At 69.0% G+C, this 22,691-nt stretch carries 27 protein-coding genes, 1 tRNA gene and 1 other RNA gene; 15 read left to right on the forward strand and 14 right to left on the reverse strand.

Annotated elements, in window-relative coordinates; all coding sequences use genetic code 11:
- Positions 1–12 precede the first annotated feature (12 nt).
- The 8 genes from prfB (at position 13) to smpB (ending at position 6,626) form a co-directional block, all read left to right on the forward strand.
- Positions 13–1,122, forward strand: coding sequence for a peptide chain release factor 2 (prfB, locus tag Q9S78_RS10410; protein WP_020665420.1), 1,110 nt, complete (start codon positions 13–15; stop codon positions 1,120–1,122).
- 114 nt (positions 1,123–1,236) lie between these two features.
- On the forward strand, positions 1,237–2,058 hold the full coding sequence (locus Q9S78_RS10415) for a DUF4397 domain-containing protein (protein WP_018188129.1): 822 nt from the start codon (positions 1,237–1,239) through the stop codon (positions 2,056–2,058).
- A 10-nt stretch (positions 2,059–2,068) separates the two neighbouring features.
- Entirely contained in the window at positions 2,069–2,710 is a 642-nt protein-coding gene (locus Q9S78_RS10420; protein ID WP_311870171.1) for a class F sortase, read from the forward strand.
- Positions 2,707–3,291: an RNA polymerase sigma factor gene (locus tag Q9S78_RS10425; RefSeq protein ID WP_311870172.1), complete on the forward strand. Its 585-nt coding sequence runs from the start codon at positions 2,707–2,709 to the stop codon at positions 3,289–3,291. The genes Q9S78_RS10420 and Q9S78_RS10425 overlap by 4 nt, the downstream gene beginning before the upstream one ends.
- Entirely contained in the window at positions 3,278–4,018 is a 741-nt protein-coding gene (locus Q9S78_RS10430) for an anti-sigma factor (protein WP_311870173.1), read from the forward strand. The genes Q9S78_RS10425 and Q9S78_RS10430 overlap by 14 nt, the downstream gene beginning before the upstream one ends.
- A gap of 57 nt (positions 4,019–4,075) precedes the next feature.
- The gene (ftsE, locus tag Q9S78_RS10435; protein WP_311870174.1) at positions 4,076–5,158 is read left to right on the forward strand and encodes a cell division ATP-binding protein FtsE; all 1,083 of its coding nucleotides are present in this window, start codon (positions 4,076–4,078) and stop codon (positions 5,156–5,158) included.
- Complete coding sequence (gene ftsX, locus Q9S78_RS10440) at positions 5,155–6,069, forward strand: permease-like cell division protein FtsX (protein WP_020097157.1); 915 nt, start codon at positions 5,155–5,157, stop codon at positions 6,067–6,069. Before ftsE ends, ftsX begins: the two co-directional genes overlap by 4 nt.
- A gap of 80 nt (positions 6,070–6,149) precedes the next feature.
- The gene (gene smpB / locus Q9S78_RS10445; RefSeq protein ID WP_311870175.1) at positions 6,150–6,626 is read left to right on the forward strand and encodes an SsrA-binding protein SmpB; all 477 of its coding nucleotides are present in this window, start codon (positions 6,150–6,152) and stop codon (positions 6,624–6,626) included.
- 3 nt (positions 6,627–6,629) lie between these two features.
- Here smpB and Q9S78_RS10450 read toward each other — a convergent pair whose 3' ends face one another.
- Complete coding sequence (locus Q9S78_RS10450; protein WP_311870176.1) at positions 6,630–6,851, reverse strand: putative acetyltransferase; 222 nt, start codon at positions 6,849–6,851, stop codon at positions 6,630–6,632.
- Positions 6,845–8,314 carry an SDR family NAD(P)-dependent oxidoreductase gene (locus Q9S78_RS10455; protein ID WP_018188121.1) on the reverse strand — a complete coding sequence of 490 codons (1,470 nt, stop codon included), beginning with the start codon at positions 8,312–8,314 and terminating at the stop codon, positions 6,845–6,847. Before Q9S78_RS10455 ends, Q9S78_RS10450 begins: the two co-directional genes overlap by 7 nt.
- 38 nt (positions 8,315–8,352) lie before the next feature.
- On the opposite strand from Q9S78_RS10455, the gene Q9S78_RS10460 reads away from it, so the two are divergent.
- Entirely contained in the window at positions 8,353–8,763 is a 411-nt protein-coding gene (locus Q9S78_RS10460) for an NUDIX hydrolase (protein WP_311870177.1), read from the forward strand.
- 102 nt (positions 8,764–8,865) lie between these two features.
- Positions 8,866–9,237: a transfer-messenger RNA gene (gene ssrA / locus Q9S78_RS10465) on the forward strand.
- A gap of 61 nt (positions 9,238–9,298) precedes the next feature.
- On the opposite strand, the gene Q9S78_RS10470 is transcribed toward ssrA, so the two are convergent.
- On the reverse strand, positions 9,299–9,871 hold the full coding sequence (locus tag Q9S78_RS10470; protein ID WP_311870178.1) for a hypothetical protein: 573 nt from the start codon (positions 9,869–9,871) through the stop codon (positions 9,299–9,301).
- The gene (locus Q9S78_RS10475) at positions 9,868–10,692 is read right to left on the reverse strand and encodes an inositol monophosphatase family protein (RefSeq protein ID WP_311870179.1); all 825 of its coding nucleotides are present in this window, start codon (positions 10,690–10,692) and stop codon (positions 9,868–9,870) included. Before Q9S78_RS10475 ends, Q9S78_RS10470 begins: the two co-directional genes overlap by 4 nt.
- Positions 10,693–10,788: 96 nt before the next feature.
- Here Q9S78_RS10475 and Q9S78_RS10480 point away from each other — a divergent pair.
- A tRNA-Lys gene (locus Q9S78_RS10480) sits at positions 10,789–10,861 on the forward strand.
- A gap of 64 nt (positions 10,862–10,925) precedes the next feature.
- Here the strand turns inward: Q9S78_RS10480 and corA are convergent.
- The 9 genes from corA to Q9S78_RS10525 form a co-directional block, all read right to left on the reverse strand.
- The gene (gene corA / locus Q9S78_RS10485; RefSeq protein WP_311870180.1) at positions 10,926–11,924 is read right to left on the reverse strand and encodes a magnesium/cobalt transporter CorA; all 999 of its coding nucleotides are present in this window, start codon (positions 11,922–11,924) and stop codon (positions 10,926–10,928) included.
- A gap of 103 nt (positions 11,925–12,027) precedes the next feature.
- Positions 12,028–12,240 (reverse strand): hypervirulence associated TUDOR domain-containing protein, encoded by a 213-nt coding sequence (locus Q9S78_RS10490; protein ID WP_018188116.1) that lies wholly within the window; start codon positions 12,238–12,240, stop codon positions 12,028–12,030.
- Positions 12,228–12,830 carry a DUF2238 domain-containing protein gene (locus tag Q9S78_RS10495; protein WP_020097164.1) on the reverse strand — a complete coding sequence of 201 codons (603 nt, stop codon included), beginning with the start codon at positions 12,828–12,830 and terminating at the stop codon, positions 12,228–12,230. The genes Q9S78_RS10490 and Q9S78_RS10495 overlap by 13 nt, the downstream gene beginning before the upstream one ends.
- Positions 12,827–13,645, reverse strand: a complete 819-nt coding sequence (locus Q9S78_RS10500; RefSeq protein WP_311870181.1) for an endonuclease/exonuclease/phosphatase family protein — start codon at positions 13,643–13,645, stop codon at positions 12,827–12,829. Before Q9S78_RS10500 ends, Q9S78_RS10495 begins: the two co-directional genes overlap by 4 nt.
- Positions 13,642–14,433 (reverse strand): glycosyltransferase family 2 protein, encoded by a 792-nt coding sequence (locus tag Q9S78_RS10505; RefSeq protein WP_018188113.1) that lies wholly within the window; start codon positions 14,431–14,433, stop codon positions 13,642–13,644. The genes Q9S78_RS10500 and Q9S78_RS10505 overlap by 4 nt, the downstream gene beginning before the upstream one ends.
- A 3-nt stretch (positions 14,434–14,436) precedes the next feature.
- Positions 14,437–15,351 carry an ABC transporter substrate-binding protein gene (locus Q9S78_RS10510; RefSeq protein ID WP_020097167.1) on the reverse strand — a complete coding sequence of 305 codons (915 nt, stop codon included), beginning with the start codon at positions 15,349–15,351 and terminating at the stop codon, positions 14,437–14,439.
- A 39-nt stretch (positions 15,352–15,390) separates the two neighbouring features.
- On the reverse strand, positions 15,391–16,113 hold the full coding sequence (locus tag Q9S78_RS10515; protein ID WP_018188111.1) for an ABC transporter permease: 723 nt from the start codon (positions 16,111–16,113) through the stop codon (positions 15,391–15,393).
- Positions 16,110–16,787: an ABC transporter permease gene (locus Q9S78_RS10520; protein WP_311870182.1), complete on the reverse strand. Its 678-nt coding sequence runs from the start codon at positions 16,785–16,787 to the stop codon at positions 16,110–16,112. The genes Q9S78_RS10515 and Q9S78_RS10520 overlap by 4 nt, the downstream gene beginning before the upstream one ends.
- A gap of 7 nt (positions 16,788–16,794) precedes the next feature.
- Positions 16,795–17,631 carry an ABC transporter ATP-binding protein gene (locus tag Q9S78_RS10525; protein ID WP_018188109.1) on the reverse strand — a complete coding sequence of 279 codons (837 nt, stop codon included), beginning with the start codon at positions 17,629–17,631 and terminating at the stop codon, positions 16,795–16,797.
- Positions 17,632–17,765: 134 nt separating this feature from the next.
- Between Q9S78_RS10525 and Q9S78_RS10530 the strand changes: the two genes are divergently transcribed.
- Entirely contained in the window at positions 17,766–19,181 is a 1,416-nt protein-coding gene (locus Q9S78_RS10530) for a dihydrolipoyl dehydrogenase family protein (RefSeq protein ID WP_311870183.1), read from the forward strand.
- A gap of 6 nt (positions 19,182–19,187) precedes the next feature.
- Here Q9S78_RS10530 and Q9S78_RS10535 read toward each other — a convergent pair whose 3' ends face one another.
- Positions 19,188–19,979 carry an IclR family transcriptional regulator gene (locus Q9S78_RS10535; protein ID WP_311870184.1) on the reverse strand — a complete coding sequence of 264 codons (792 nt, stop codon included), beginning with the start codon at positions 19,977–19,979 and terminating at the stop codon, positions 19,188–19,190.
- Between the two features lie 70 nt (positions 19,980–20,049).
- Here Q9S78_RS10535 and Q9S78_RS10540 point away from each other — a divergent pair, with 70 nt between their 5' ends.
- The 3 genes from Q9S78_RS10540 to Q9S78_RS10550 are packed head-to-tail and all read left to right on the forward strand — an operon-like array spanning position 20,050 to position 22,689.
- Positions 20,050–20,856: a CoA transferase subunit A gene (locus tag Q9S78_RS10540; RefSeq protein WP_020097170.1), complete on the forward strand. Its 807-nt coding sequence runs from the start codon at positions 20,050–20,052 to the stop codon at positions 20,854–20,856.
- Position 20,857: 1 nt separating this feature from the next.
- A complete protein-coding gene (locus tag Q9S78_RS10545) occupies positions 20,858–21,511 on the forward strand; it encodes a CoA transferase subunit B (protein WP_311870185.1) in 654 nt (217 codons plus the stop codon).
- The gene (locus Q9S78_RS10550; RefSeq protein ID WP_311870186.1) at positions 21,508–22,689 is read left to right on the forward strand and encodes an acetyl-CoA C-acetyltransferase; all 1,182 of its coding nucleotides are present in this window, start codon (positions 21,508–21,510) and stop codon (positions 22,687–22,689) included. Before Q9S78_RS10545 ends, Q9S78_RS10550 begins: the two co-directional genes overlap by 4 nt.
- The last annotated feature ends 2 nt before the right edge of the window (positions 22,690–22,691 follow it).

A 22,691-nucleotide genomic window follows, 5' to 3' on the forward strand; every position in this document is an offset into this window, starting at 1 on the left:
CTCTGGAGTGTCATGCTTGAATTCGATCCGTCTGTGCAGATCCAGGCCCTCCGTTCCACCTTCGGTGAGATCAAGGCGGTCGTCGATGTCGACGCGCTCACCGCCGAGATCGCCCGTCTCTCCGACGAGGCGGGCGCTCCCGATCTCTGGGACGACGTGGAGAAGGCGCAGAAGGTCACCAGCGCCCTGAGCCACCGTCAGTCCGAGCTGAAGCGCGTCACCGAGGTCGAGCAGCGACTCGACGACGTCGAGGTGCTCGTCGAGCTCGCCCAGGAGATGGACGACGAGGAATCCGCCGAAGAGGCTCGCCGCGAGATCGTCGACCTCGAGAAGGTCATCAGCCAGCTCGAGGTGCAGACGCTCCTCGACGGCGAGTACGACGATCGCGGCGCGGTCGTCACGATCCGCTCGGGTGCCGGCGGCGACGACGCCACCGACTTCGCCGAGATGCTCATGCGCATGTACCTGCGGTGGGCCGAGCGCCACAAGTACCCCGTCAAGGTGATGGACACGTCCTTCGCCGAGGGCGCGGGCATCAAGTCCGCGACGTTCGAAGTCGACGCCCCCTACGCGTACGGAACGCTGTCGGTCGAAGCCGGCACGCACCGTCTCGCCCGCATCAGCCCGTTCGGCTCAGCCGATAAGCGTCAGACGAGCTTCGCCGCCGTCGAGGTGATCCCGGTGATGGAGGAGGCCCAGGAGGTCGACATCCCCGAAGGTGACATCCGCGTCGACGTCTTCCGCTCGTCGGGCCCCGGTGGTCAGTCGGTCAACACGACGGACTCCGCGGTCCGCCTCACGCACCTCCCGAGCGGCATCGTCGTCTCGATGCAGAACGAGAAGAGCCAGATCCAGAACCGCGCCGCAGCCATGCGCGTGCTGCAGACGCGGCTCATGCTCCTCCAGAAGGAGGAGGAGGCGGCGAAGAAGAAGGAACTCGCCGGTACGATCACGGCGAGCTGGGGCGACCAGATGCGCTCCTACTTCCTCTACGGTCAGCAGCTCGTCAAGGACCTTCGGACCGGCCACGAGGTCGGAAACCCCGCCGTCGTTTTCGACGGAGACCTCGACGGGTTCATCGCGGCCGGCATCCGCTGGCGCAAGCGCAAAGACGACGACTGATCCACGCCGGGTGGGCTGAAAGATTTTTCATCCACCTGCATCCATATGGGGTGAACAGCCGGAATACCTCTGTGACAGCGCGAACAGCTCGCGCCGGATCAGAAGGAGTTCCTCATGCGCAAGACACTCTCTGCGGGCGTGGCTCTCGGTGCCGCCGTGGCCTTCGCCGCTTTCGTCCCCGCATCGGCCGCGACGTCGGACGATGCAGACCTCGCGGTGCTGCACGCGATCCCCGACACCCCGGTCGACGTTTATGTCGACGGCAAGCTGACGATCGATGACTTCCAGCCCGGCGACCTCGGTGGTCCGCTGCAGCTGCCCGGCGGCACCTACTCGGTCGCCCTGACGGCGGCGGACGCGACGGATGACTCCGCGCCCGTCCTCGGACCCATCGACCTCACTCTCGAGGCGGGAAAGAACTACACCGCGGTCGCGCACCTCGACGCCGCAGGCCAGCCCGCGGCGAACCTCTTCACCAACGACACGTCGAAGACCGCCGCCGGCGAAGGCCGGCTCACGGTCCGGCACGTCGCCGCCGCCCCGGCCGTCGATGTGCTGGCCGGTGGGGAAGCGGTCATCAGCGGGCTCGAGAACCCGAACGAGGAGTCGCTCGACCTGCCCGCCGGAACGGTCAGCGCGTCCGTCGCCCTCGCCGGCACGACCGACCCTGTCATCGGGCCGGCAGACGTCGACGTCGCGGAGGGCGAGCTGACGGTCGTCTACGCGTGGGGATCGGCTGAGGCCGGCAACCTCGCGCTCGCGACGCAGACGATCGACGGCCTGCACTCGGGCCCCGGTGGGGTCAACACCGGCTCGGCCGGGCTGGTCGCCGAGAACGGTACGAATGGCTGGGTGTTCGCCGGCGGTGCCGCGCTCATCGCCGGGCTGCTCGCCGGTGGCGTCTACGCGACCCGAGCCGCCAAGGCTCGCCGCTGAGGTCACCGACATGCGCCGCCTGCTCCCGCCCACCGTCGTCTTGACGGTCATGATGCTCGCGGCCTGCGCGCCGGTCCCGGAGGCGGATCCCTCCTCCGGGACCGGCACCGGTGCGACCGGGACGGTCTCCCCGACTCCGGCGACCCCCACGCCGGAGGTCTCCGTCCCGGTCGCACCGGCCACCCCGGTAGCCCTCGACCCGGTGCCTGCGCCCGAGCGCCTCAGGCTGGACGCTCTGGGCGTCGACATGCCGGTCGAGCCCGTCGGCGTCCAAGCCGGCGGCGAGATGCAGATCCCGGAGCGGCCGTCGACAGCCGGGTGGTACCGCTTCGGTGCCGCGCCGACCGATGACGCAGGGACCACGGTGATCGCCGCGCACGTCGACGACCGGGAGTTCGGCATCGGTCCGCTGGCGAAGCTCCGCGAAGCCCGTGCCGGTGACGTCGTCACGGTGACGGATGCCGACGGTGCCGCCACCGACTACGTCACCGAGGCCGTGACCTACATCCCTCGGGCCGAGCTTCCGGTCGACCGGCTGTTCACCCGCGACGGACCCCGCATGCTCGCCGTGATCACCTGCGGTGGTGATTTCGACCAGCAGACCCGGACCTACAGCGATAACGTGGTGCTCATTGCACGGGCCCGGTCATGAGTCTGACCACCGAGCCCCGGCTCGCTGCACGGAAGGAGCAGGCCGTAGACGACGACATGCAGCTCGCGGAGAGGTTCGCGACCGGCGACGAGACGGCGGTGAAGGCCATGTACGACCGCTGGTCGAGGATCGTCTACACCCTGGCGGTGCGCTCTCTGGGCGACACCGCCGAGGCGGAGGACGTCACGCAGCGGACCTTCGTGTCGGCCTGGACCTCGCGCTCGTCGTTCCGGCCGGGCCGGGCACCGCTGGGCGCGTGGCTCATCACGATCGCCCGGCGCCGCATCGCCGACGCCCATGAGGCCCGTGCGCGCGCGGCGCGCATCGAGGAGGCCCTCAAGTCGGTCGTGCCCGAGTCCACGGTCGAGCACGACCTCTCGGATGCGATGCTCGTCGCCGACGAGGTGGCCCAGCTCGAACCCGACGCCCGTGCGGTGCTCGCCCTCGCGTTCTACGAGGACCTCACCCATCAGCAGATCTCCGAACGGCTCGGGATGCCGCTGGGTACCGTGAAGAGTCACATCCGCCGAAGTCTCACCCGTCTGCGAAGCCGATTGGAGGCGCACCATGTCACATCTTGACCCCGAGGTCGCCGCCCTCCTCGCGATGGGTGAGCAGGCGTCCGAAGAGGACCGCCGCCACCTGGATGCCTGTACCGACTGCGCGGCGGAGGTCGCCTCCTTCGCGCGCGCCGTCGTCGCCGGCCGCGCCGCCGGCGAGGGTGAAGCCCTGTTGACGCCTCCCGATCGCGTGTGGGAGTCCATCCGTTCCGAGCTCTCCCTGCCGGACGACACGGCCGAGCCCGCGGCTCACCCGCGAGAGGCATCCGTCGTCCCCGCTCGCCCGCACGTCGCACCGAGACGACGGCGGATGAGTCGGCGCCCGGTGTTCTTCGTCCTCGCCGGTGCCGTCGCGGCGGTCGTCACGATCGTGACCGCCGTGTGGGCGTCCGGGGGCATCGTGCCGCGTCCGCAGGTGATCTCCGAGGCTCGACTGGACGGGTTCCCGTCGTGGTCGGGCGCTGTGGGGGAGGCTCTCCTCGAACGCGTGGACGGGCACGACCGCGTGAGTGTCGACCTCGACGCATCCGTGCCCGAGAACGGCTACCGCGAGGTCTGGCTCCTGACGGGCGACGCCAGCGACCTGGTGAGTCTCGGCATCCTGGACGGCTCGTCCGGGACGTTCGACATCCCCGATGACATCGACCTCTCGAAGTTCAACGTCGTCGACATCTCGCAGGAGAACGTCGACGGCGATCCGGGACACTCGGGGGACTCCATCGTGCGGGGAACCCTGTCAGCCCCCTGAGTGCCCGGGAGTGTCGCTGACGGATGCCACGGGCATCGCGCTTAGGCTCATCTGGCCATGATCCGGTTCGAAAAGGTCTCCAAGCGTTACCGCGGTACGAGCAAACCCGCCCTCAGCGACGTCGAATTCGATGTGCAGCGCGGTGAGTTCGTGTTCCTCGTCGGCGCCTCCGGCTCGGGGAAGTCCTCGTGCCTGCGTCTCATCCTCCGAGAGGACACGGCCTCCGACGGACGCGTCGTCGTCCTCGGGCGCGACGTGCGGGGTTTGAGCACCCGCAAGGTCCCGTACTTCCGCCGCCACATCGGGTCGGTGTTCCAGGACTTCCGCCTGCTCCCCAACAAGACGGTGTTCCAGAACGTCGCCTTCTCGCTTCAGGTCATCGGGTCCAGCCGCGCGTTCATCCAGCAGTCGGTGCCCGAGGCGCTCGCCCTCGTCGGTCTCGACGGCAAGGAGAAGCGCCTTCCGCACGAACTCTCCGGCGGTGAGCAGCAGCGCGTCGCCATCGCGCGCGCGATCGTCAACCGCCCCCAGATCCTCCTGGCTGACGAGCCGACCGGAAACCTCGACCCCGGCACTTCGATCGACATCATGCAGCTGCTCGCTCGCATCAACGCCGGCGGGACGACGGTCGTCATGGCCACCCACGAAGCCGGCTTCGTCGACCAGATGCAGCGCCGCGTCATCGAGCTCCGCGGCGGCGTCATCGTCCGCGACGAGCGCGGTGGTGGCTACGGTGACACTTCGAGTCTTCCCGTCCTCCGGCCGGAGACCGTCAAGGGCGCTGCGGCGACCGCGGCGCTGACGGCGGTCCTCGAGCTGCAGAAGCAGATCGTCTCCTCGGGCGACACCGGAGCCGTCGAGCCGCTGCCGGAGGTCGTGGAGCCCCCGGCGCCTCAGCCCGACGCGGTGCTCCCCGCTGTCCCGGTCGTGAACGACCCGCCGGTTGCGGACTCGCCTCCGAACGAACAGCAGACGCAGGATGCCGCGGCCCCGGCAGCCGCATCGGAGCCCGACACCGGCACCCGCGGCATCCCGATCTCGCCTGCCGAGATCGACCTCGCGGGTATCGATGGACTGGGGGCGGCCGACCGACTCGGGCTCGGACGCCGCGACGAGGACGAAGTGGGGCCCACCGCATGAGAGCTCGTCTCGTCCTCGGTGAAGCGCTCACCGGGCTTCGCCGCAATGCCTCGATGGTGATCTCGGTCATCCTCGTCACCTTCGTCTCGCTCACGTTCGTCGGTGCCGCGATGCTGATGCAGATGCAGATCGCGAAGATGCAGGGGTACTGGGCGGAGCGCGCCCAGGTCGCGGTCTTCATGTGCCGGGACGGCTCGACGCAGACGACGTGCAGCGGCGGCGAGGCCTCCAAGGACCAGCTCGCGGCCGTGGCCGACAAGCTCAAGAGCCCCGCCCTCGACGGCATCGTCCGGAGCGTCCGCTTCGAGACCCGGGACGAGGCCTATCAGAACGTGCTCGACCTCATGGGCGAGGACTACAAGGACTTCATCACCCCGGCCCAGCTCAACGAGACCTACTGGGTCAACCTCGTCGACCCCACTCAGACGGAAGTCATCGACGAAGCGTTCAGCGGTATGGACGGTGTCGAGCAGGTGAAGGACCAGATGGAGTACCTGCAGCCGCTCTTCTCGGCGCTGACCATCGCGACCTACTTCGCCGTCGCCATCGCCGGGCTGATGCTGGTCGCGGCGGTCCTCCTGATCGCCACCACCATCCGGCTGTCCGCATATGCCAGACGCAAAGAACTCGGCATCATGCGTCTCGTCGGGGCATCCAATCGGTTCATCCAGACCCCCTTCATCCTCGAAGGCGTGTTCGCGGCCCTCCTCGGCTCGGCGCTCGCGAGCGTGACGATCTGGCTGGGGGTGCAGTACGGCGTCCGAGGGTACCTCGTGAACGAGATCGACTTCGTGACCACCTGGATCGACGGACGCGACGCGCTCCTGGTCATCCCGGTGATCGTCGGACTGGGGCTCGTCCTCGCTGCACTGTCGGCGAGCTTCGCGATCCGCAGATGGCTGCGCACCTGAGCCCTGCCCACGCGGCGACCCGGCTCCGTTAGACTGGCAGACCGGCTGCGCGCGGAGCGCCGTCATGTCGAGGAGTCATCATGCCCAGGGAACGCGGGGAACAGGTCATCGCGACCAACCGTCGCGCGCGCCACGAGTACGCCATCGAGAAGACCTACGAGGCGGGCCTCGTGCTCACCGGCACGGAGGTCAAGTCGCTCCGGCAGGGGCGCGCGAACCTCAGCGACGGCTACGCGTTCATCGACGGGGGACAGGCGTGGCTCGACGCCGTGCACATCCCGGAGTACTCGCAGGGCCATTGGACGAACCACTCGACCAAGCGCACGCGCAAGCTCCTGCTGCACAAGGAGGAGATCGTCAAGCTCTCGCACGCGATCTCCGCAGGCGGCTACACGCTCGTCCCCCTGAAGCTCTACTTCTCGGACGGTCGCGCCAAGGTCGAGATCGCCGTTGCGAAGGGCAAGCGCGAGTTCGAGAAGCGGCAGACGATCCGCGAACGCGAAGACAAGCGCGAGGCTGAGCGGGCCATGCGCGGCCGCAACCGCCTCGGCGAGTGACGCTCAGGCGATCCCGGTCCGGCGTCGGGGTTCCGGCGGCGGGGGAACGGCCTTCGCCGCGATGACGGCTGCTCGGGGGATGCGTTCCACGCCGCGCTTGCCGTCGACGACCACGAGATCCACATCGATCGAGATCAGCTCGCCCAGCGCGTCGGTCGCGCGGCCATCGGGCAACAGGTAGCGCACCACGACGCGGGTCCCCGGGGCTGGGAACCGCGTCACCATCGGCTGGGGGCGTAGTCCTTGAGGAACACCCCGAAGACGTCCTCGCCCGCTTCTCCGCGCACGATCGGGTCGTAGACGCGCGCAGCGCCGTCGACGAGGTCCAGCGGGGCGTGGAAGCCCTCCTCGGCGAGACGGACCTTGGTCGGGTGGGGGCGCTCGTCGGTGATCCAGCCGGTGTCGACGCTCGTCATCAGGATGCCGTCCGATTCGAACATCTCGCGCGCACTGGTGCGGGTCAGCATGTTGACGGCGGCCTTGGCCATGTTGGTGTGCGGATGCCCCGGACCCTTGTATCCGCGCTCGAAGACGCCCTCCATCGCGCTCACGTTCACGATGTAGGTGCGGCGTGCAGGGCTCGCAGACATCGAAGGGCGGAGCTTGGAGACGAGGAGGAAGGGTGCCGTGGTGTTGGCCAACTGCACTTCGAGCATCTCGAGCGGATCGACCTCCTCCACCCGCTGAACCCACGAGTTCGAGTGGTCGAGGTCGGGGATCAGTCCGCCGGCGTCGATCGCGGTTCCCGCGGCAAGCCGGTCGAGCGAGGTCGATCCGGCGGCCATCGCCTCGCGGGTCAGGGTGTCGGCGCGGTCCGCGGCCGCCGCGAGGATCGGGTGGGCGCTCACAGAGCGCTCGAGGGCCTCGGGGTGCCGGTCGTTCGTGTGCCCGAAGGTGACGAGCGCCGGGAGGGGACCGTCGGGAAGGGGCGCCAGCTCGGCGTCGACCAGCGGCTGGTAGGCGCCGGGGGAGCGCCGGACGGTCTGCGTCGCGTTGTTGATCAGGATGTCGAGCGGTCCGGATGCGGCGACGTCGTCGGCGAGGGCGATCACCTGGGCCGGGTCGCGCAGGTCGATCCCGACGATCTTCAGCCGATCGATCCACTCCGGCGAGTCCGGCAGGGCGCGGAAGCGCCGCACGGCGTCGCGGGGGAAGCGGGTCGTGATCGTCGTGTGGGCGCCGTCGCGGAGGAGCCGAAGAGCGATGTACATGCCGATCTTGGCGCGTCCGCCCGTCAGCAGTGCGCGTCGTCCGGTGAGATCGGTGCGTGCGTCACGCTTGGCGTGGCTGAGGGCCGCGCACTCGGGGCAGAGCTGATGGTAGAAGGCGTCCACGACCGTGTACGGCTCCTTGCAGATGTAGCAGCCGCGCGCCTTCTGCAGGACGCCCGCGATCGGCGCGGCGGTGCGTGTCGCGATCGGGATGCCGCGCGTCTCGTCGTCGATGCGGTCGGGGGCGCCCGTCGCCGTGGCGTGCACGACGGCGCGGTCGGCGTCGGCGATCGCGGCGCGGATCTCGCGACGGCGCTCCTTCTTCGCCGCCTTGAACATCGCGGCGGTCGCCTGACGGACGGTGATGAAATCGGGGTGCGTCCGGGGGAGCGACGACAGCTCTGAGAGGACGCGGAGCGTCGTGGCGAGGTCGGCGGGATCGATCCCCTGGTCGTCGGGGGAGATGTCGGGAAGCACATGAGATTGTACGTCGGGTCGCCTGTTAGCGTTCTCGCGTGACCCCGCTTGACGCCGCATCCGTACCGTCCATCCGCGTCTCGGCCGCGGTCATCCGGGATGACACGGGTCGATTGCTCCTCGTGCGCAAAGCCGGGACGACCGCGTTCATGCAGCCCGGCGGCAAGCCTGAGCCCGGCGAGACGCCGGACGAGACGCTCGTGCGGGAGCTCGCGGAAGAGCTGGGAGTGATCGTGTCGGTGGATGCACTCCGATCGCTCGGCGTGTTTCACGCCGCCGCGGCCAACGAACCCGGCCACGTGGTCGTCGCCGACGTGTTCGACGTCTCGATCGCCGGTCAGGAACCCGCTGCGGCTGCCGAGATCGCCGAGATCCGGTGGGTCACGGTGGAGGAGGCGGGGGCGCTCGAGGTCGCCCCGTTGGCGGTCGAGTACTTCCTCCGCGGGTGACACCGCCCTCGTCGGTGGTAGTCTGGGATGCTCGGACGCTCCGGCATCCGAGTGTTGACAACTCCACAGAGTGACAACGGTCCACACACCGCCAGGTGTCTCGGGGATGATCGGTTTCGACATCGCCTGTGACTCTGCGAGAAGCGGGCCGAGGATGCAGGGTTATCTCGTAAACGATCTCTGCGAACCAATAACTGCCAATAAGAAGCAGTCCGACTTCGCCCTCGCTGCGTAAGCAGCCAGCTCGAGTCCGTCAGTCCGTGAGTGATCCCCTCATGGTCCCTGGCGTCATTTAAGGGATCTCGCTGCGTGGCGTCGCCTGAGCGTCACGCGGGACTTTCTCAGGCTGGGCTCGTCGACTCAAGTGTCTGTACTAAGGGTCGGGGCCGAGCAGAACGCCATCTACAGACTGCGCCCGGAGAAGACGCCGTCTCTCAGCGATGGACGGGGGTTCGATTCCCCCCATCTCCACGAACCGTTGTCACGGAGCAGAAGCCCCCGGTCCGTTCGCGGATGCGGGGGCTTCGTCGTCTCTTCAGCCGAGGTCGATCAGGTCGAGGCCCTGTCTCGTGTCCGAGACCTCCACCCAGCCGTTGCGGAAGAGGTAGGTCATCCCGTACCCGTCGTCATCCACGCGGAGGGCGCCCGCGGGATCCTCGGTGATCAGCACGCCCCGAGGATCGTCCTTTCGGATCCATCCCTCGGCCTGCAGCGCCGCCTGGGTCGCGGACGCGTCGGCCTCGCTGATCGGCGACCATCCGAAGAGCACCAGATCATCGTTCGTCGGCGAGGCGAAGTCTCCCCACGTGCAGGAGATCCCCTTCGGGAGTTCGAGGTCGAGGATCACGAACGGGTCCTCGCGAACCGTCCAGCCCGTCGACGTGAAGGTGTCGATGGTGTCCGAGGAGAGCATGTTCTCGCACGTGACGTCCTCGGGGACGATCGTGGCCGCAGAGGACGGTGTCGACGCGGATGCCCCGGGTGCCGCAGCGCCGCTCGGATCACCACCCGGGCCTGACGTCGGAGTGCACGCCGTCGTCACCGCCACGACGGCCGCGATGAGCACGGCGACCGCCGTCCGCTTCCGGTGCGAGAGGTGCGACCTCACGTCCGCAACATCCCGAGGAACGTGTCATGGAGGATGCCGTTGGTCGCCAGCGACGAGCGCGCGTCCAGACGCTCCCCGCCGTCGATGTCGGTGAAGCGGCCACCCGCCTCGAGGACGATCGGCACGTGGGCGGCGATGTCGTACTCGCGGACGTCGAACTCCGCGACCATCTCGAGACGGCCCTCCGCCAGAAGCATGTAGGGCCAGGCGTCTCCGTACCCCCGGTCGCGCCACACGGCCCGCGTGAGACGGAGGAGGGAGTCTGTGCGGCCCGCGGCATCCCACTGACCGATGCTCTGGAAGCTGATGCTCGCCTCCTCGGCGGTCGCGACGTCCGACGAGCGGATGCGCCTCGTCGTGCCGTCGGTGCCCCGGGTCCACGCGCCGGCACCTGTGGCGGCCCACCATCGACGCGAGATCGCCGGTTGGCTGACGACCCCGACCCGGGGAACGCCGTCGACCACAAGGGCGATGAGAGTGGCCCACATGGGGATGCCCTTGAGGTAGTTCGCGGTGCCGTCGATCGGGTCGATGATCCACTGGCGGCGGGTGTCTCCGCTCGTGCCGTACTCCTCGCCGAGGATCCCGTCCTCGGGACGCTCGCGTGCGAGGAGATCGCGGATCGCTCGCTCCGTCGCCAGATCGGCCTCGGTGACGTGCGTCGCGTCGGCCTTCGTGCTGACCTCGAGGTCGGGGGCGTCGAAGCGTTCCATCGATGCGCTGTCCGCGGCATCCGCGAGGCGGAGCGCGAAGGCGAGATCGTCGCGGAGGTCACCGTCGTACGGCGCGAGCCAGGGCGTCGAAGAGGGAGGGGGCGTCACGCTGTCCAGGATACGGCGTGTGCCTGAGGGCCTCGATTGGCGCAGTGCGCGATCGTGATGCTAGTGTTGTCCCTCGGTTCGAGTTCTTCGAATCACGCACCTCTAGCTCAATCGGCAGAGCAACTGACTCTTAATCAGTGGGTTCCGGGTTCGAGTCCCGGGGGGTGCACGGACGGTCCCGATCACTCTCGCCAGTGATCGGGGCCTTCTGCTTTCCGGGCCCCTCGGCGCGCTCAGAGCCAGTGTTTGCGCTTGAAGACGACGTACAGGACGACCGAGCTCGCGACCATAAGGCCGAGGGCCATGGGGTATCCGAACGTCCAGTGGAGCTCGGGCATGTTGTCGAAGTTCATGCCGTAGATCGTGCCGACGAGGGTCGGTCCGAAGAGGATCGCCGCCCACCCCGAGATCTTCTTGACCTGCTCGTTCTGCTCGAGCGAGGTGTCGGTCTGCCGCTGCGTGACGAGCGTCGAATGCACCGTCAGGGCGTTGTCGAGGATGGAACGGAAGGCGGCGATCCGTTCGTTGACGCGGATGACGTGGTCCAACACGTCCCGCAGCGACCGCTGAAGCTCGATGTCGACACCGTACTTGTCCGAGCCCTGCAGCAGTCGTTGCAGCATGTCATCGAGCGGCAGAGTGGACTTGTGGAGGGCGATGACTTCGCGGGCGAGCGCGTAGATGCGCTGCGACAGACCGGCGTCATCGCCGCCGAAGAGCGTTTCCTCGATCTCGTCGATGTCGTTCTCGACGCCCGCGATCACCGGCGCGTACTCGTCGACGACCTGATCGAGGATCGCGTAAAGAATCGCCTCGGGTCCCATGCCCAGCAGATCGGGCTGCTCCTCCATGCGGCCGCGGACCCGCGCGAGGTCGGGGGAGTCGGCGTGTCGGACCGTGACCACGAAGTCCGGGCCCACGAAGACGTGAAGCTCGCCGAACACCACGGACTCCTTCCCGTCGTCGTACTGGGCCGGACGGAGCACCGCGAACAACACGTCGCCGTAACGCTCGAGCTTCGCCCGCTGGTGGCCGGCGAGAGCGTCCTCTACGGCGAGCGGGTGCAGCGAGAACTCGGCCGCCACGGCGGCCACCTCCGCCTCAGTGGGGCGGTACAGGCCGATCCACGCCATGCCGTTGTGATCGCGCATGTGCTCGAACGTCTCGCTCAGATTCGAGGGGTCCTGGATACGGCGGCCGTGGACGTACACGGCGTTGTCGACGATGGGCATGCGTAGATTCTGCGCCCTGCGGGATGAGCGGATGCCGCGCGCCGCGCCGCACACCCTCGCCGGATCCGGTGAGAAGGACGGCAGCGGGGTGTGCGGCGTCCCTTCAGGACGACAGCTTGTTCAGGGCCGAACCCTTGTGGGCGGCTTTCGCGCCCGTCTTCTCCGACTCGACGATGAATGCAGGCTCATCCGTCGACGCGGTGAAGTCCTGCCCGTCGAAGGTGAAGTCCCTCGTCTTGCGTTCCGTGATCTTGCCCTGGGTGCGTCCCTGCGACGTGTTCCAGCTGACGCGATCGCCTTTCTTCAGGTCCGCCATGATTGTTCCTTCCTGTCTGCCGCGACGAGCGCGGTCCTCTCGATGGGGATTCGGATGATCAGGATGCCGGCGACGAGAGAACCGAGCCCGCCGACGGCCATGTCCCCGATGGTGTCTTGATAGGTGACGAAGATGTCCGGCGCGAGGAACGTCTTGCCGGCCCACTCGACCATCTCCCACAGCGCGCTGATCGCGAGGCCGATCGTCGGGACGAGGACGACGCTCGATCGCCGGTCGGCGCGTGCCGGAACGACCTCGAAGCGCCGGAGGACGAGGAAGGCGATGGTCGCGATCACACCGGTGGCCACGAAGTGGACGGCGATGTCCCACCACGCGATGGAACGGTACAGGTCCAGGACGTTGCTCCATGCCGCGACGGTGACCGTGACGCCGTACAGGACATCGAGACCGGGCCGTGCGCCGATCGCTCGGGGCACGAGGAGGGCGGGCAGAGCGAGCGCCAGGATCCCGGCGTCCGTCGGGGTCCACCAGAGAAAAGCCGCTGCCACACTCAGCAGGCCCAAGACGCGGATACCGTCGGCCGCCCACTCGGCGGAGGATCGCGGCGGCCGCAAGAATTCGGATCTCATCGCGGTACCTCGATGGCGGCATGGACCGGGAGGTGGTCCGATCCGGCCACGCCGTCCTCCAGGCGGGCGTCGATGCCTACGCGTTCCACGGCGACGTCCGGAGTCGTCAGGATCCAGTCGATGCGCTCACCCCCGCGCACAGGCGGGCGGTACCCGCTGTACGTGCCCCAGGGCGGGGTCACGCGTTCGGCTGCCGTGGTCCAGGCATCCGTCAGCAGGTCGCCGCGGGTGAGGGCCTCCAGCGCGCGCGAACCATCGGCTGCGTTCATGTCACCCATCACGACGGTGGGGAGCCCTCGCCGTCGCACCACCTGACGGATCTGCTCGGCGGCGCGGACGCGAGACCGCGACGAGAACGGATCCAGGTGCGTGTTGATCACGGCAAAGGACGCTCGTGCAAGTCGGTCCCGGAAGACTCCGATCACCATCGCCCGAGGCAGCGGGTTGCCCCACGACCGGGAACCGGCGACCTCGGGCGAGGCCGATAGGGCGAGCTGCTGATGATCGATGAGCTCGAGCCGCGATCGATCGAAGAAGATCGGGCACCCCTCGCCGCGTCCGCCGCGTCCGCGTCCCACGCCGATGCGCCCGTACTCGCCTCCTAATGCCCGGGCGATGTCGCGAGCGGGACCTGGAAGCACCTCCTGCAGGCTGATCACCGAGGGCGATTCCCTCGAGAGCGACGCCAGGAGCGCGGGGCGGCGCCGCTCCCATCGATCGGCACCGCGGGAGAGCCCGCGCGGGAGCGGCCTGCGCACGTTCAGCGTCGCCACGTGCAGGAGATCGCCCTCCACCTCGCCGAGGACGGGGTTCATGCCGACATCCTCGATGCTGTGCTGCGGCGGTCCGCGCGTCGACGTGCGGACCGCGCCCACCGGATCGGTGCGAACTCCTCCGGCCAATGCCGGACGACGGTTCGGATGCCGCGGCGCACACGGCGGCGGAAAGCGGATGCAGACGCGAAGGGGCGCATCGAGATGCCCATCGCCGCTGAGGGCACGAACCGGATCCGATGTTCCCTTCCGAGATGGAACGAGAGATCGAGGTCGTCGTGGATTTCGGGGTCCGTGCGGTGGACGACCGTGCTCACCCGCCGCCAGGCTGACCGGCGCATGGCGAGGTTGGACCCGAAGAGGGGGAGGTGTCCGAGGGTCGGCGTGAGGACGGCGGCGTAGGCGCCGAGGTAGGCGACCGCCAACGGCGACCGGAGGAAGCGCGGGCCGTCGATGAACCGAGCAGCGCCCGCGAAGACATCCACCTCGGGGCGCTCGCGGGCTTGTGCGCTCATGACCTCCACCCAGGTCGCCGCCGGGATGCAGTCCGCGTCGAGGCGGAGGATGAGGTCGCCCTCCGCGGAGTCGTACCCGGCTGCCGCCGCTGCGGGAATGCCGGGCTGGTCGCAGGAGACGACCCGCGTCCCGCCCTCGCGCGCGACACCGGCCGAATCGTCCGACGAGCCGTTGTCGACCACGACGATCTCATCGGGCCGACGGGTCTGCAGCGCAAGGGCCCGCAGGCACCGCCGGAGTCCGTCGGCGTCGTCCTTCACGGGGATGACGACGGTGACGGATTCGACGGTGGGCTGCGGGCCCAGAGCTGTCATGTGTCAGCCGAGGTTGTCGGCGATCCACTTCTTGGCGATGTCAGCGCTCGAACGCTGGTCGACAGTGGACTCGACATTCATCGCGACGAGCTCCTCGGGGCTCATCGCCTCGCTGACCTTGTTGATCGCATCCGCGATCTCGTCGGCCTTGTCGGCGTTCGCGATCGGCACGACGTTCGCAGCGAGGAACAGTCCCTTCGGGTCCTCCAGCGTGACGAGATCCTCCGTCTTGATCCGCGGGTCCGCGCTGTAGACGTTGGCGACCTGGATGTTCCCCGCGACGAGCTCGTCGACGGTCGTGTCGGCCGTCGCCTCGAACTTGGCGTCGACGCCGTAGACCTTCTTCAGGTCGGTGAAGTACGGCCGCTGCTCGAGCTCGGGGGCGCCGCCGAACGTCAGGTCCTTGATGCTGGCCAGGTCGCCGATCTCGGTGAGGTTGTTCTCTTTCGCGAAGGCGGCCGTCACGTTGTAGGAATCCTGGTCGGTCGCCGGCGAGTAGTCGAGAGCCTTCAGGTTGTCCGGAAGGACCTTCACCATTGCGTCGTAGACCTCGTCGGACGACCCGGCGGTGGCCGACTTGTCGTAGTACTGCAGCAGGCTGCCGGTGTATTCGGGGAAGAGGTCGATGGACCCGTCCTCGAGCGACGGCATGTAGGCGTCGCGCTGGCCGATGGCGAATTTCCGCTCGACGGAGAAGCCGTCCTTCTCCAGCACCTGGGAGTAGATCTCGGCGATGATCTCGTTCGACGGGTAGGACTGCGAGCCGACGACGATCGTCTTGGACTGCTCGCCGCCGCCCTCGTTGCCGCTCGAACCGCTGCCCTGGAGGGAATCGCTCGAGCCGCAGGCGGACAGCGCGAAAACGGCCGCGGCGGCGAGGCCGACGACGGGAAGGATGCGGGTGCGTGTGATGGACATGGATGCCTCCGGATGGGGTGGTGGTCAGGATGCCCGGTCTCAGGTGGCCGGGACGGGGGCGCGCCGGGTGCGACGACGCGTGGGGGAAGAGTTTTGCACGGCGACGCCGCGGGGAACGACGATGCGCTGGAACAGTGCGAACGCGCCGTCCAGGACGAGGGCGAGGATGACGACGACGATCGAGGCGCCGAGGATCTGTGCGGCGTTGCGGGTCTGGATGCCCTGGATGAGGGCGAACCCCAGTCCGCCGAGCCCCACGTACGCGGCGATGGTGACGGTGGCCACGACCTGCAGGACTGCGGAGCGGATGCCGCCGATGAGAAGCGGCAGACCGAGGGGGACTTCGATCTTCCACAGGATCTGCATCGGAGTCATCCCGACGGCGCGGCCCGCCTCGACGGTGGAGCGGTTGATCGCCTCGATACCGGCGTACGCGCCGGCGAGGATCGAGGGGATCGCGAGGAGGACGAAGGCGACGACCGCGGCCTGCTCCTTGAAGTTGACGCCGATCACCAGGTAGAGCAGGACGACGAGACCGAGGGATGGCAGGGAGCGGGCGGCGCCGGACAGGAACACCGCGATCTCGCGGCCCTTCCCGGTGTGACCGATCGCCCACCCGGCGGGGATGGCGATGACCGCCGCGATCGCGACCGACCCGAAGGTGAAACCGAGGTGCTGCAGGATCGCCTCCCAGAGGGGGAGGTACCCGGTGGTGCGGTCGGGGGAGAAGATCCACGCGAACGCGTCGAGGAAGACGTTCATGCCGTCACCTCCGCCGCACGGGCGCGTTGCCGCGGCACGCGGATCCGTCGGGTCCACGGCATCAGCGCGCGTCCCGCGAGGACGAGCGCCAGATCGATCACGAGGGCGATGACGACGACGGCGAGGACGCCCGCCAGCACCTCGGGGATGATGCGTCGCTGCGACCCGTTCGTGAAGAGGTATCCCAGGTTCTGCACACCGATGAGGGCTCCGACGGTGGCCAGGGAGATGGTCGACACCGCCGTCACGCGCAGACCCGCCAGCATGACCGGCCCGGCGAGGGGGAAGTCGACCGTCCAGAATCGCCTGACCGGCCCGAAGCCGACGGCCACCGCGGCGCTGCGGACCGCGCCATCCACCGACGCGAGACCGTCGGTGACGGAACGCGTCATGATCGCCACGGCGTAGATCGTGAGCGCGACGACCAGGTTGGTCTCCGACAGGAGGCCGATGCCCGTCGTCGCGCTGATGAGGGCGAACAGACCGAACGAGGGGATCGTGTAGAGGATGCCCACCACGCCCAGGAGTGTGCCGCGCAGGCGCGTGAATCGGAACGCCGCCCAGCCGAGCGGGATCGCGAGGACGAAACCGAGCACGATCGCGATGGCGCTCTGCCGCAGGTGGGCGAGCGTGAGTTGCCCGATCAGGTCGAGGTTCTCGACGACCCAGTTCATGGAGCCGTCACCCCTCGTCCTCCGGCGACCCCGGCAGGAGGACGCCTTGGGTCCGACCGGATCCGTCCACGAGCACCGTCCCGCGGTCGGTCTGCTTCGCGTGGAAGGCACGCGCGCCGCGATCGGCGCCGATGAAGCTCGCGACGAACTCGTCGGCGGGGGCTTCGATGATCTCCGAGGGCGTTCCGTGCTGGGCGATCCGGGCGCCCTTCTGCAGGATGACCACCTGGTCACCCAGCAGGAAGGCTTCGTCGATGTCGTGGGTCACGAACACGATCGTCTTGTCGAGTTCTCGCTGCAGTCGGATGACCTCGGCCTGCAGTTCCTTGCGGACGATGGGGTCGACGGCGCCGAACGGCTCGTCCATGAGCAGGATGTTGGGGTCCGCAGCGAGCGCACGTGCGACGCCGACGCGCTGCTGCTGGCCGCCGGAGAGCTGAGCGGGGTAGCGATCGGCGAACGCGGTGTCGAGGCCGACGACCTCCATCAACTCCATCGCGCGCCGACGCGCGGTCGCGCGGGTCTGGCCGGTGAGCACGGGCACGGTCGCGATGTTGTCGGCCACCGTGTAGTGGGGCAGGAGTCCGGCGTTCTGCAGGACGTACCCGATGCTGCGCCGCAGCTGGACGGCGTCACGGGAGCGGATCGACTCGCCGTCGATCATGATGTCACCGGACGTCGGTTCGATCAGGCGGTTGATCATCCGCAGCAGCGTGGTCTTGCCGCAGCCCGAGGATCCGACCAGGACCGTGGTCTTGCGCGCGGGCATCTCGAGCGAGACGTCGTCGACGGCGGCGGGGCCGTCGCCGAAGCGCTTGGTGACGGATCGGAATTCGATGGCCATGGGCGTCCTTTCGGCCGGTGCTTCAGCAAACCACAGACCCCCGACATCCCGGCAGTCTCCGGCGTCCATTGACGTCTTTCCCCGGGTATGGCAAGGGCGGGACATTACGGCCGGGCGCTCGCTACGGTGTCGGCATGAGCACACGCGAGTACGACCTCATCGTCATCGGAGCCGGCCCCGTCGGCGAGAACGTCGCGGACCGGGCCGTCCGCGGCGGGTTGACCGCCGCGATCGTCGAGAGCGAGCTCGTCGGCGGCGAGTGCTCGTATTGGGCGTGCATGCCGTCGAAGGCGCTTCTGCGCGCACCCGCCGCACTGCGCGCGGCTCGGGACGTCGCGGGAGCGGCCGAGGCGGTGAACGGCGGCGTCGACGTCGCGGCCGTCCTCGCGAGGCGCGATCGCATGGTGCACGACTATCAGGACACCTCCCAGGTCGAGTGGCTGCAGGGCGCGGGCATCGATCTCGTGCGGGGCCACGGCCGACTGTCTGCCGAGAGGGAGGTAACGGTCGAAGCGGCCGACGGCTCGACGACGGTCCTGCGGGCACGCCACGCGGTCGCCGTGTGCACCGGGTCGGCCGCACTCCTTCCCGACATCCCCGGTCTTCGGGATGCCGCGCCGTGGACGAGCCGCGAGGCCACCGGCGTGACTGACGTTCCCTCATCCCTCGTCGTGCTCGGCGGGGGCGTCGTCGGCGTCGAGATGGCGACGGCGTTCACCGCCTTCGGAACGGACGTCACGGTGATCGCCCGGTCGTCGCTCCTCAGCGGGCTCGAGGGCTTCGCCGGCGAAGCCGTGCAGAAGTCGCTTACCTCGGCCGGCGCGACCGTCCGCACCGGGGTCGGCGTGACGGGCGTCGAGCGCTCGGACGGCGGCGTGACCGTGTCGCTGGACGACGGGTCGTCGGTCCGCGCCGAGGAGATCCTCGTCGCGACGGGGCGCGTGCCCCGGACCGAGGATGTCGGTCTCGACGTCATCGGCCAGAAGGCGGGCGCCTGGATCGAGGTCGACGACACGCTGCGGGTCCCCGGGAGCGATTGGCTGTACGCCGTCGGCGACGTCAACCACCGCGCCCTGCTCACGCATCAGGGCAAGTATCAGGCGAGGATCGCCGGTGATGTCATCGCCCGGCGCGCGGCCTCGACGGATGTCGACACCTCCCCGTGGGGTCCCCTCGCGGCGACGGCCGACCACGCCGCCGTCCCGCAGGTCGTGTTCACCGAGCCCGAGGTCGCCGCCGTTGGGCACACCGAGGCATCCGCTCGGGCGGCCGGCATCGACGTGAAGATCGTCGATTACGACCTGTCGTGGGTCGCCGGGGCGAGCACGCATTCGGACCGGTACGAGGGGATGTCGAGGGCCGTCATCGACGCCGAGCGCGGAGTGCTCGTGGGTGCCACCTTCGTCGGCCCGGACGTCGCCGAACTCCTGCACGCCGCCACGATCGCGATCGTCGGCGAGGTCCCGCTGCACCGACTGTGGCACGCCGTCCCGGCCTACCCGACCGTGAGCGAGGTCTGGCTCCGCTGGCTGGAGTCGGCCGGGCTCTGAGGCGCCTCACGCCCGCCGCGCCGCCTGGACGCGCGTCGTCAGCTGATGCGCGTGGGCCAGGAGTAGGCGCCCGAGGTCGGCGAGCCGATCGGGGCCGAAGCGGAACTCGACGCCGGTCAGGCTCAGCGCCCATGAGGGGTGTCCGGCGTGGTCGAAGACGGCCGCACCGATGCCCCACGAACCGGGGACGATGAGCCCCGGATTGACGGCGTAGCCCCGGTCACGCGTCTCGGCGATGCGCATCTGGAGCGCTGCCGCATCGTGGGCACCGCCCCATCGTCCCGGCAGGTCGGGATGGCGGTCGAGATACGCGTCGATGTCGCCCTGCGGAAGGAAGGACAGGATCGCGAGGCCCGCGGATGCGACGCCCAACGGGAAGCGGACACCCTCGCTCAGGACGAAGGACCGGATGGGGAAAGATCCTTCCTCCCGCACGAGGCAGACCGTTTCGTCGCCGCGTCGAACGGAGAGGAACGCGCTCTCCTCGGTCTTCACCGCAAGGGAGCGCACGATGTCCGCGGCGATGTGGGTGATGTCGTAGCGAGGTGCGGCTGCCGCCCCCATGAGGAACAGCTCCGGGCCGGCGAGCCAGCGGGCGGTGCGGTCGTCCTGGTCGACGAGCCCCTCCGCGCGCAGGGCCGAGAGCAGCCGGTGCGCCGTCGTCCGGGTGAGCCCCGCGTCCGCGGCCAGTTCGCGAAGTCCTTTGCCGGTCATGCCGGCTGCGCTCACGAGTCGCAGGAGGAGCGCGGCACGGGCGATCGCCTGTGCGCCGGGGACGGATGCCGTGGGTCGTTCCACATCGTGGACACTACGGGTCGAGCGGTCCACATGGCAACGACATCCTCGACCGGTGACGCGGGTGCGGGCGATGCTCGAAGGAGACGACACGAAGGAGTGCGCAGTGATCGACAAACGCGTGGCTGGACCGGCTGAGGCGGTCTCGGACATCCCGGACGGAGCGAGCATCGCCGTCGGCGGATTCGGTCTCTCCGGCAATCCGACCGCCCTGATCGAAGCCCTCCTCGAACAGGGGACGGCCAACCTCTCGGTGGTCTCGAACAACTGCGGCGTGGACGACTGGGGGCTCGGCGTGCTGCTGCGCGCACATCGCATCCGCAAGATGACCTCCTCCTACGTCGGCGAGAACAAGGAGTTCGAGCGCCAGTTCCTCTCCGGCGAGCTCGAACTCGAGTTGACGCCGCAGGGCACGCTGGCCGAGAAGCTCCGCGCGGGCGGCGCCGGCATCGCCGCGTTCTACACCCAGACCGGAGTCGGGACGCAAGTCGCCGAGGGCGGCTTGCCGCGCCGCTACGACGGCGCCGGCGGGGTGGCTGTGGCGTCCGCACCGAAGGACGTCAGGGTCTTCGATGTGGCCGGCTCCGCGAAGGAGTTCGTCCTCGAGGAGGCCATCACGACCGACTTCTCGCTCGTCCACGCGCGCCGCGGCGACCGGCACGGCAACCTCGTCTTCGCCAAAGCGGCCCGCAACTTCAACCCGCTCGCCGCCATGGCCGGGCGGGTGTGCATCGCGCAGGTCGAGGAGCTCGTCGAGCCGGGCGAGCTCGATCCGGATGCCGTTCACCTCCCGGGCGTCTACGTGCATCGGGTCGTGGAGGTCGGCACCGGCATCGAGAAGCGCATCGAACGACGGACGATCACGGCGGAAGGGCAGTGACATGGCGCTGACCAGGAATGAGATGGCGGCCCGTGCTGCCGCGGAGCTCAGCGACGGCTCCTATGTGAACCTCGGCATCGGGTTGCCCACCCTCGTGCCCAACCACGTCCCGGAAGGCGTCACCGTCGTCCTCCAATCCGAGAACGGGATCCTCGGCGTCGGTCCGTACCCGCGGGAGGCCGACGTCGACCCCGACCTGATCAATGCGGGCAAGGAGACGGTGACGACCCTTCCGGGAGCGGCCTTCTTCGACTCCGCGCTCAGCTTCGGCATGATCCGGGGCGGCAAGATCGACGCCGCCATCCTCGGTGCGATGCAGGTGTCCGCCGCCGGAGACCTGGCGAACTGGATGATCCCGGGGAAGATGGTCAAGGGGCCCGGCGGGGCCATGGACCTCGTCCACGGTGCCGGAAGCGTCATCGTCCTGATGGAGCACGTCGCTCGCGACGGGTCGCCGAAGATCGTCGCCGAGTGCTCGCTTCCCCTCACGGGCCGCGGGGTGGTCGATCGCATCATCACCGACCTCGCTGTCATCGACGTCACGCCGCGCGGGCTCGTTCTCGTCGAGACGGCGCCCGGAGTGAGGGTGTCCGAGGTCCGCGAGGCGACGGAGCCCGAACTGATCGTCCCGAGCGATGCGAAGGTGGAGTCATGAGTGAAGAGATCGTGATCGTCGGTGCCGCCCGGACGCCGCAGGGCAAGCTCATGGGCGCCCTGTCGTCCCTGTCCGCCCCGCAGCTGGGGGCCATCGCGATCCGCGGTGCGCTGGAGCGCAGCGGAGTGGATCCCACCGCGGTCGACGCCGTGATCATGGGCCAGGTGCTCCCGGCCGGGTCGGGCCAGAATCCGGCGAGGCAGGCGGCTCTCGGCGCCGGCATCGGGTGGGACGTCCCGGCATCCGCTGTCAACAAGGTCTGCCTGTCGGGACTCACCGCCATCATCGATGCGAAGCGGCTGGTCGCTTCCGGGGATGCCGCGGTCGTCGTCGCCGGCGGGATGGAGTCGATGTCGCGCGCGCCCCACCTCCTCACCGGCTCACGCGACGGCTGGACGTACGGCTCGGTCGAGGTGCTCGACCACATGGCGTTCGACGGTCTCACCGACGCCGCGGACGGGATCTCGATGGGTCTGTCGACCGAGCAGCACAACCCCGCGCTCGGGCTCACGCGCGAGGCGCAGGACCACGTCGCCGCGCTGTCCCACCAGCGTGCCGCCGCCGCAGCCGAGCAGGGTGTCTTCGACGACGAGATCGTCCCCGTCGAGGTGCCGCAGCGGCGAGGCGACCCGGTCCGCGTGGTCGCGGATGAAGGCGTCCGCCCGGACACCACCGTCGAGACCCTGGCCCGGCTGCGCCCCGCGTTCTCCACCGACGGCGACATCACGGCAGGCAACGCCTCGCCGATCTCCGACGGCGCCGCCGCGGTCGTCGTGACCACGCGGTCCCGCGCCGAAGCGGAGGGGTGGGCGATCCTCGCGACGGTCGGTGCGGCGGGTCAGGTGGCTGGACCCGACAACTCCCTGCACTCCCAGCCCGCGCGCGCGATCGCGCAGGCCCTCGGTCGTCAGGGCATCGCGGCATCCGCTCTGGACCTGGTCGAGATAAACGAGGCGTTCGGCGCCGTCGTCGCCCAATCCCAGCGGGAACTCGGCATCGACGAGTCGATCGTCAACGTCCACGGTGGCGGGATCGCCATCGGGCATCCGATCGGAGCGTCCGGTGCGCGCCTCGTCGTCCACGCCGTGCGTGAGCTCCAGCGACGGGGGAGTGGCACGGCCGCGGTGGGCCTGTGCGGCGGTGGCGGTCAGGGCGAGGCGCTCATCCTGACCCGCTAACG

The organism is Microbacterium aquilitoris (assembly GCF_031932285.1).
Lineage (GTDB): Bacteria > Actinomycetota > Actinomycetes > Actinomycetales > Microbacteriaceae > Microbacterium > Microbacterium aquilitoris.

Coding starts and splice junctions, on each gene's coding strand:
- prfB (WP_020665420.1), top strand. CDS start 13: ATGCTTGAATTCGATCCGTCTGTGCAGATCCAGGCCCTCCGTTCCACC.
- Q9S78_RS10415 (WP_018188129.1), top strand. CDS start 1,237: ATGCGCAAGACACTCTCTGCGGGCGTGGCTCTCGGTGCCGCCGTGGCC.
- Q9S78_RS10420 (WP_311870171.1), top strand. CDS start 2,069: ATGCGCCGCCTGCTCCCGCCCACCGTCGTCTTGACGGTCATGATGCTC.
- Q9S78_RS10425 (WP_311870172.1), top strand. CDS start 2,707: ATGAGTCTGACCACCGAGCCCCGGCTCGCTGCACGGAAGGAGCAGGCC.
- Q9S78_RS10430 (WP_311870173.1), top strand. CDS start 3,278: ATGTCACATCTTGACCCCGAGGTCGCCGCCCTCCTCGCGATGGGTGAG.
- ftsE (WP_311870174.1), top strand. CDS start 4,076: ATGATCCGGTTCGAAAAGGTCTCCAAGCGTTACCGCGGTACGAGCAAA.
- ftsX (WP_020097157.1), top strand. CDS start 5,155: ATGAGAGCTCGTCTCGTCCTCGGTGAAGCGCTCACCGGGCTTCGCCGC.
- smpB (WP_311870175.1), top strand. CDS start 6,150: ATGCCCAGGGAACGCGGGGAACAGGTCATCGCGACCAACCGTCGCGCG.
- Q9S78_RS10450 (WP_311870176.1), bottom strand. CDS start 6,851: ATGGTGACGCGGTTCCCAGCCCCGGGGACCCGCGTCGTGGTGCGCTAC.
- corA (WP_311870180.1), bottom strand. CDS start 11,924: ATGCCCATCGTCGACAACGCCGTGTACGTCCACGGCCGCCGTATCCAG.
- Q9S78_RS10490 (WP_018188116.1), bottom strand. CDS start 12,240: ATGGCGGACCTGAAGAAAGGCGATCGCGTCAGCTGGAACACGTCGCAG.
- Q9S78_RS10495 (WP_020097164.1), bottom strand. CDS start 12,830: ATGAGATCCGAATTCTTGCGGCCGCCGCGATCCTCCGCCGAGTGGGCG.
- Q9S78_RS10500 (WP_311870181.1), bottom strand. CDS start 13,645: ATGAACCCCGTCCTCGGCGAGGTGGAGGGCGATCTCCTGCACGTGGCG.
- Q9S78_RS10505 (WP_018188113.1), bottom strand. CDS start 14,433: ATGACAGCTCTGGGCCCGCAGCCCACCGTCGAATCCGTCACCGTCGTC.
- Q9S78_RS10510 (WP_020097167.1), bottom strand. CDS start 15,351: ATGTCCATCACACGCACCCGCATCCTTCCCGTCGTCGGCCTCGCCGCC.
- Q9S78_RS10515 (WP_018188111.1), bottom strand. CDS start 16,113: ATGAACGTCTTCCTCGACGCGTTCGCGTGGATCTTCTCCCCCGACCGC.
- Q9S78_RS10520 (WP_311870182.1), bottom strand. CDS start 16,787: ATGAACTGGGTCGTCGAGAACCTCGACCTGATCGGGCAACTCACGCTC.
- Q9S78_RS10525 (WP_018188109.1), bottom strand. CDS start 17,631: ATGGCCATCGAATTCCGATCCGTCACCAAGCGCTTCGGCGACGGCCCC.
- Q9S78_RS10530 (WP_311870183.1), top strand. CDS start 17,766: ATGAGCACACGCGAGTACGACCTCATCGTCATCGGAGCCGGCCCCGTC.
- Q9S78_RS10540 (WP_020097170.1), top strand. CDS start 20,050: ATGCTCGAAGGAGACGACACGAAGGAGTGCGCAGTGATCGACAAACGC.
- Q9S78_RS10545 (WP_311870185.1), top strand. CDS start 20,858: ATGGCGCTGACCAGGAATGAGATGGCGGCCCGTGCTGCCGCGGAGCTC.
- Q9S78_RS10550 (WP_311870186.1), top strand. CDS start 21,508: ATGAGTGAAGAGATCGTGATCGTCGGTGCCGCCCGGACGCCGCAGGGC.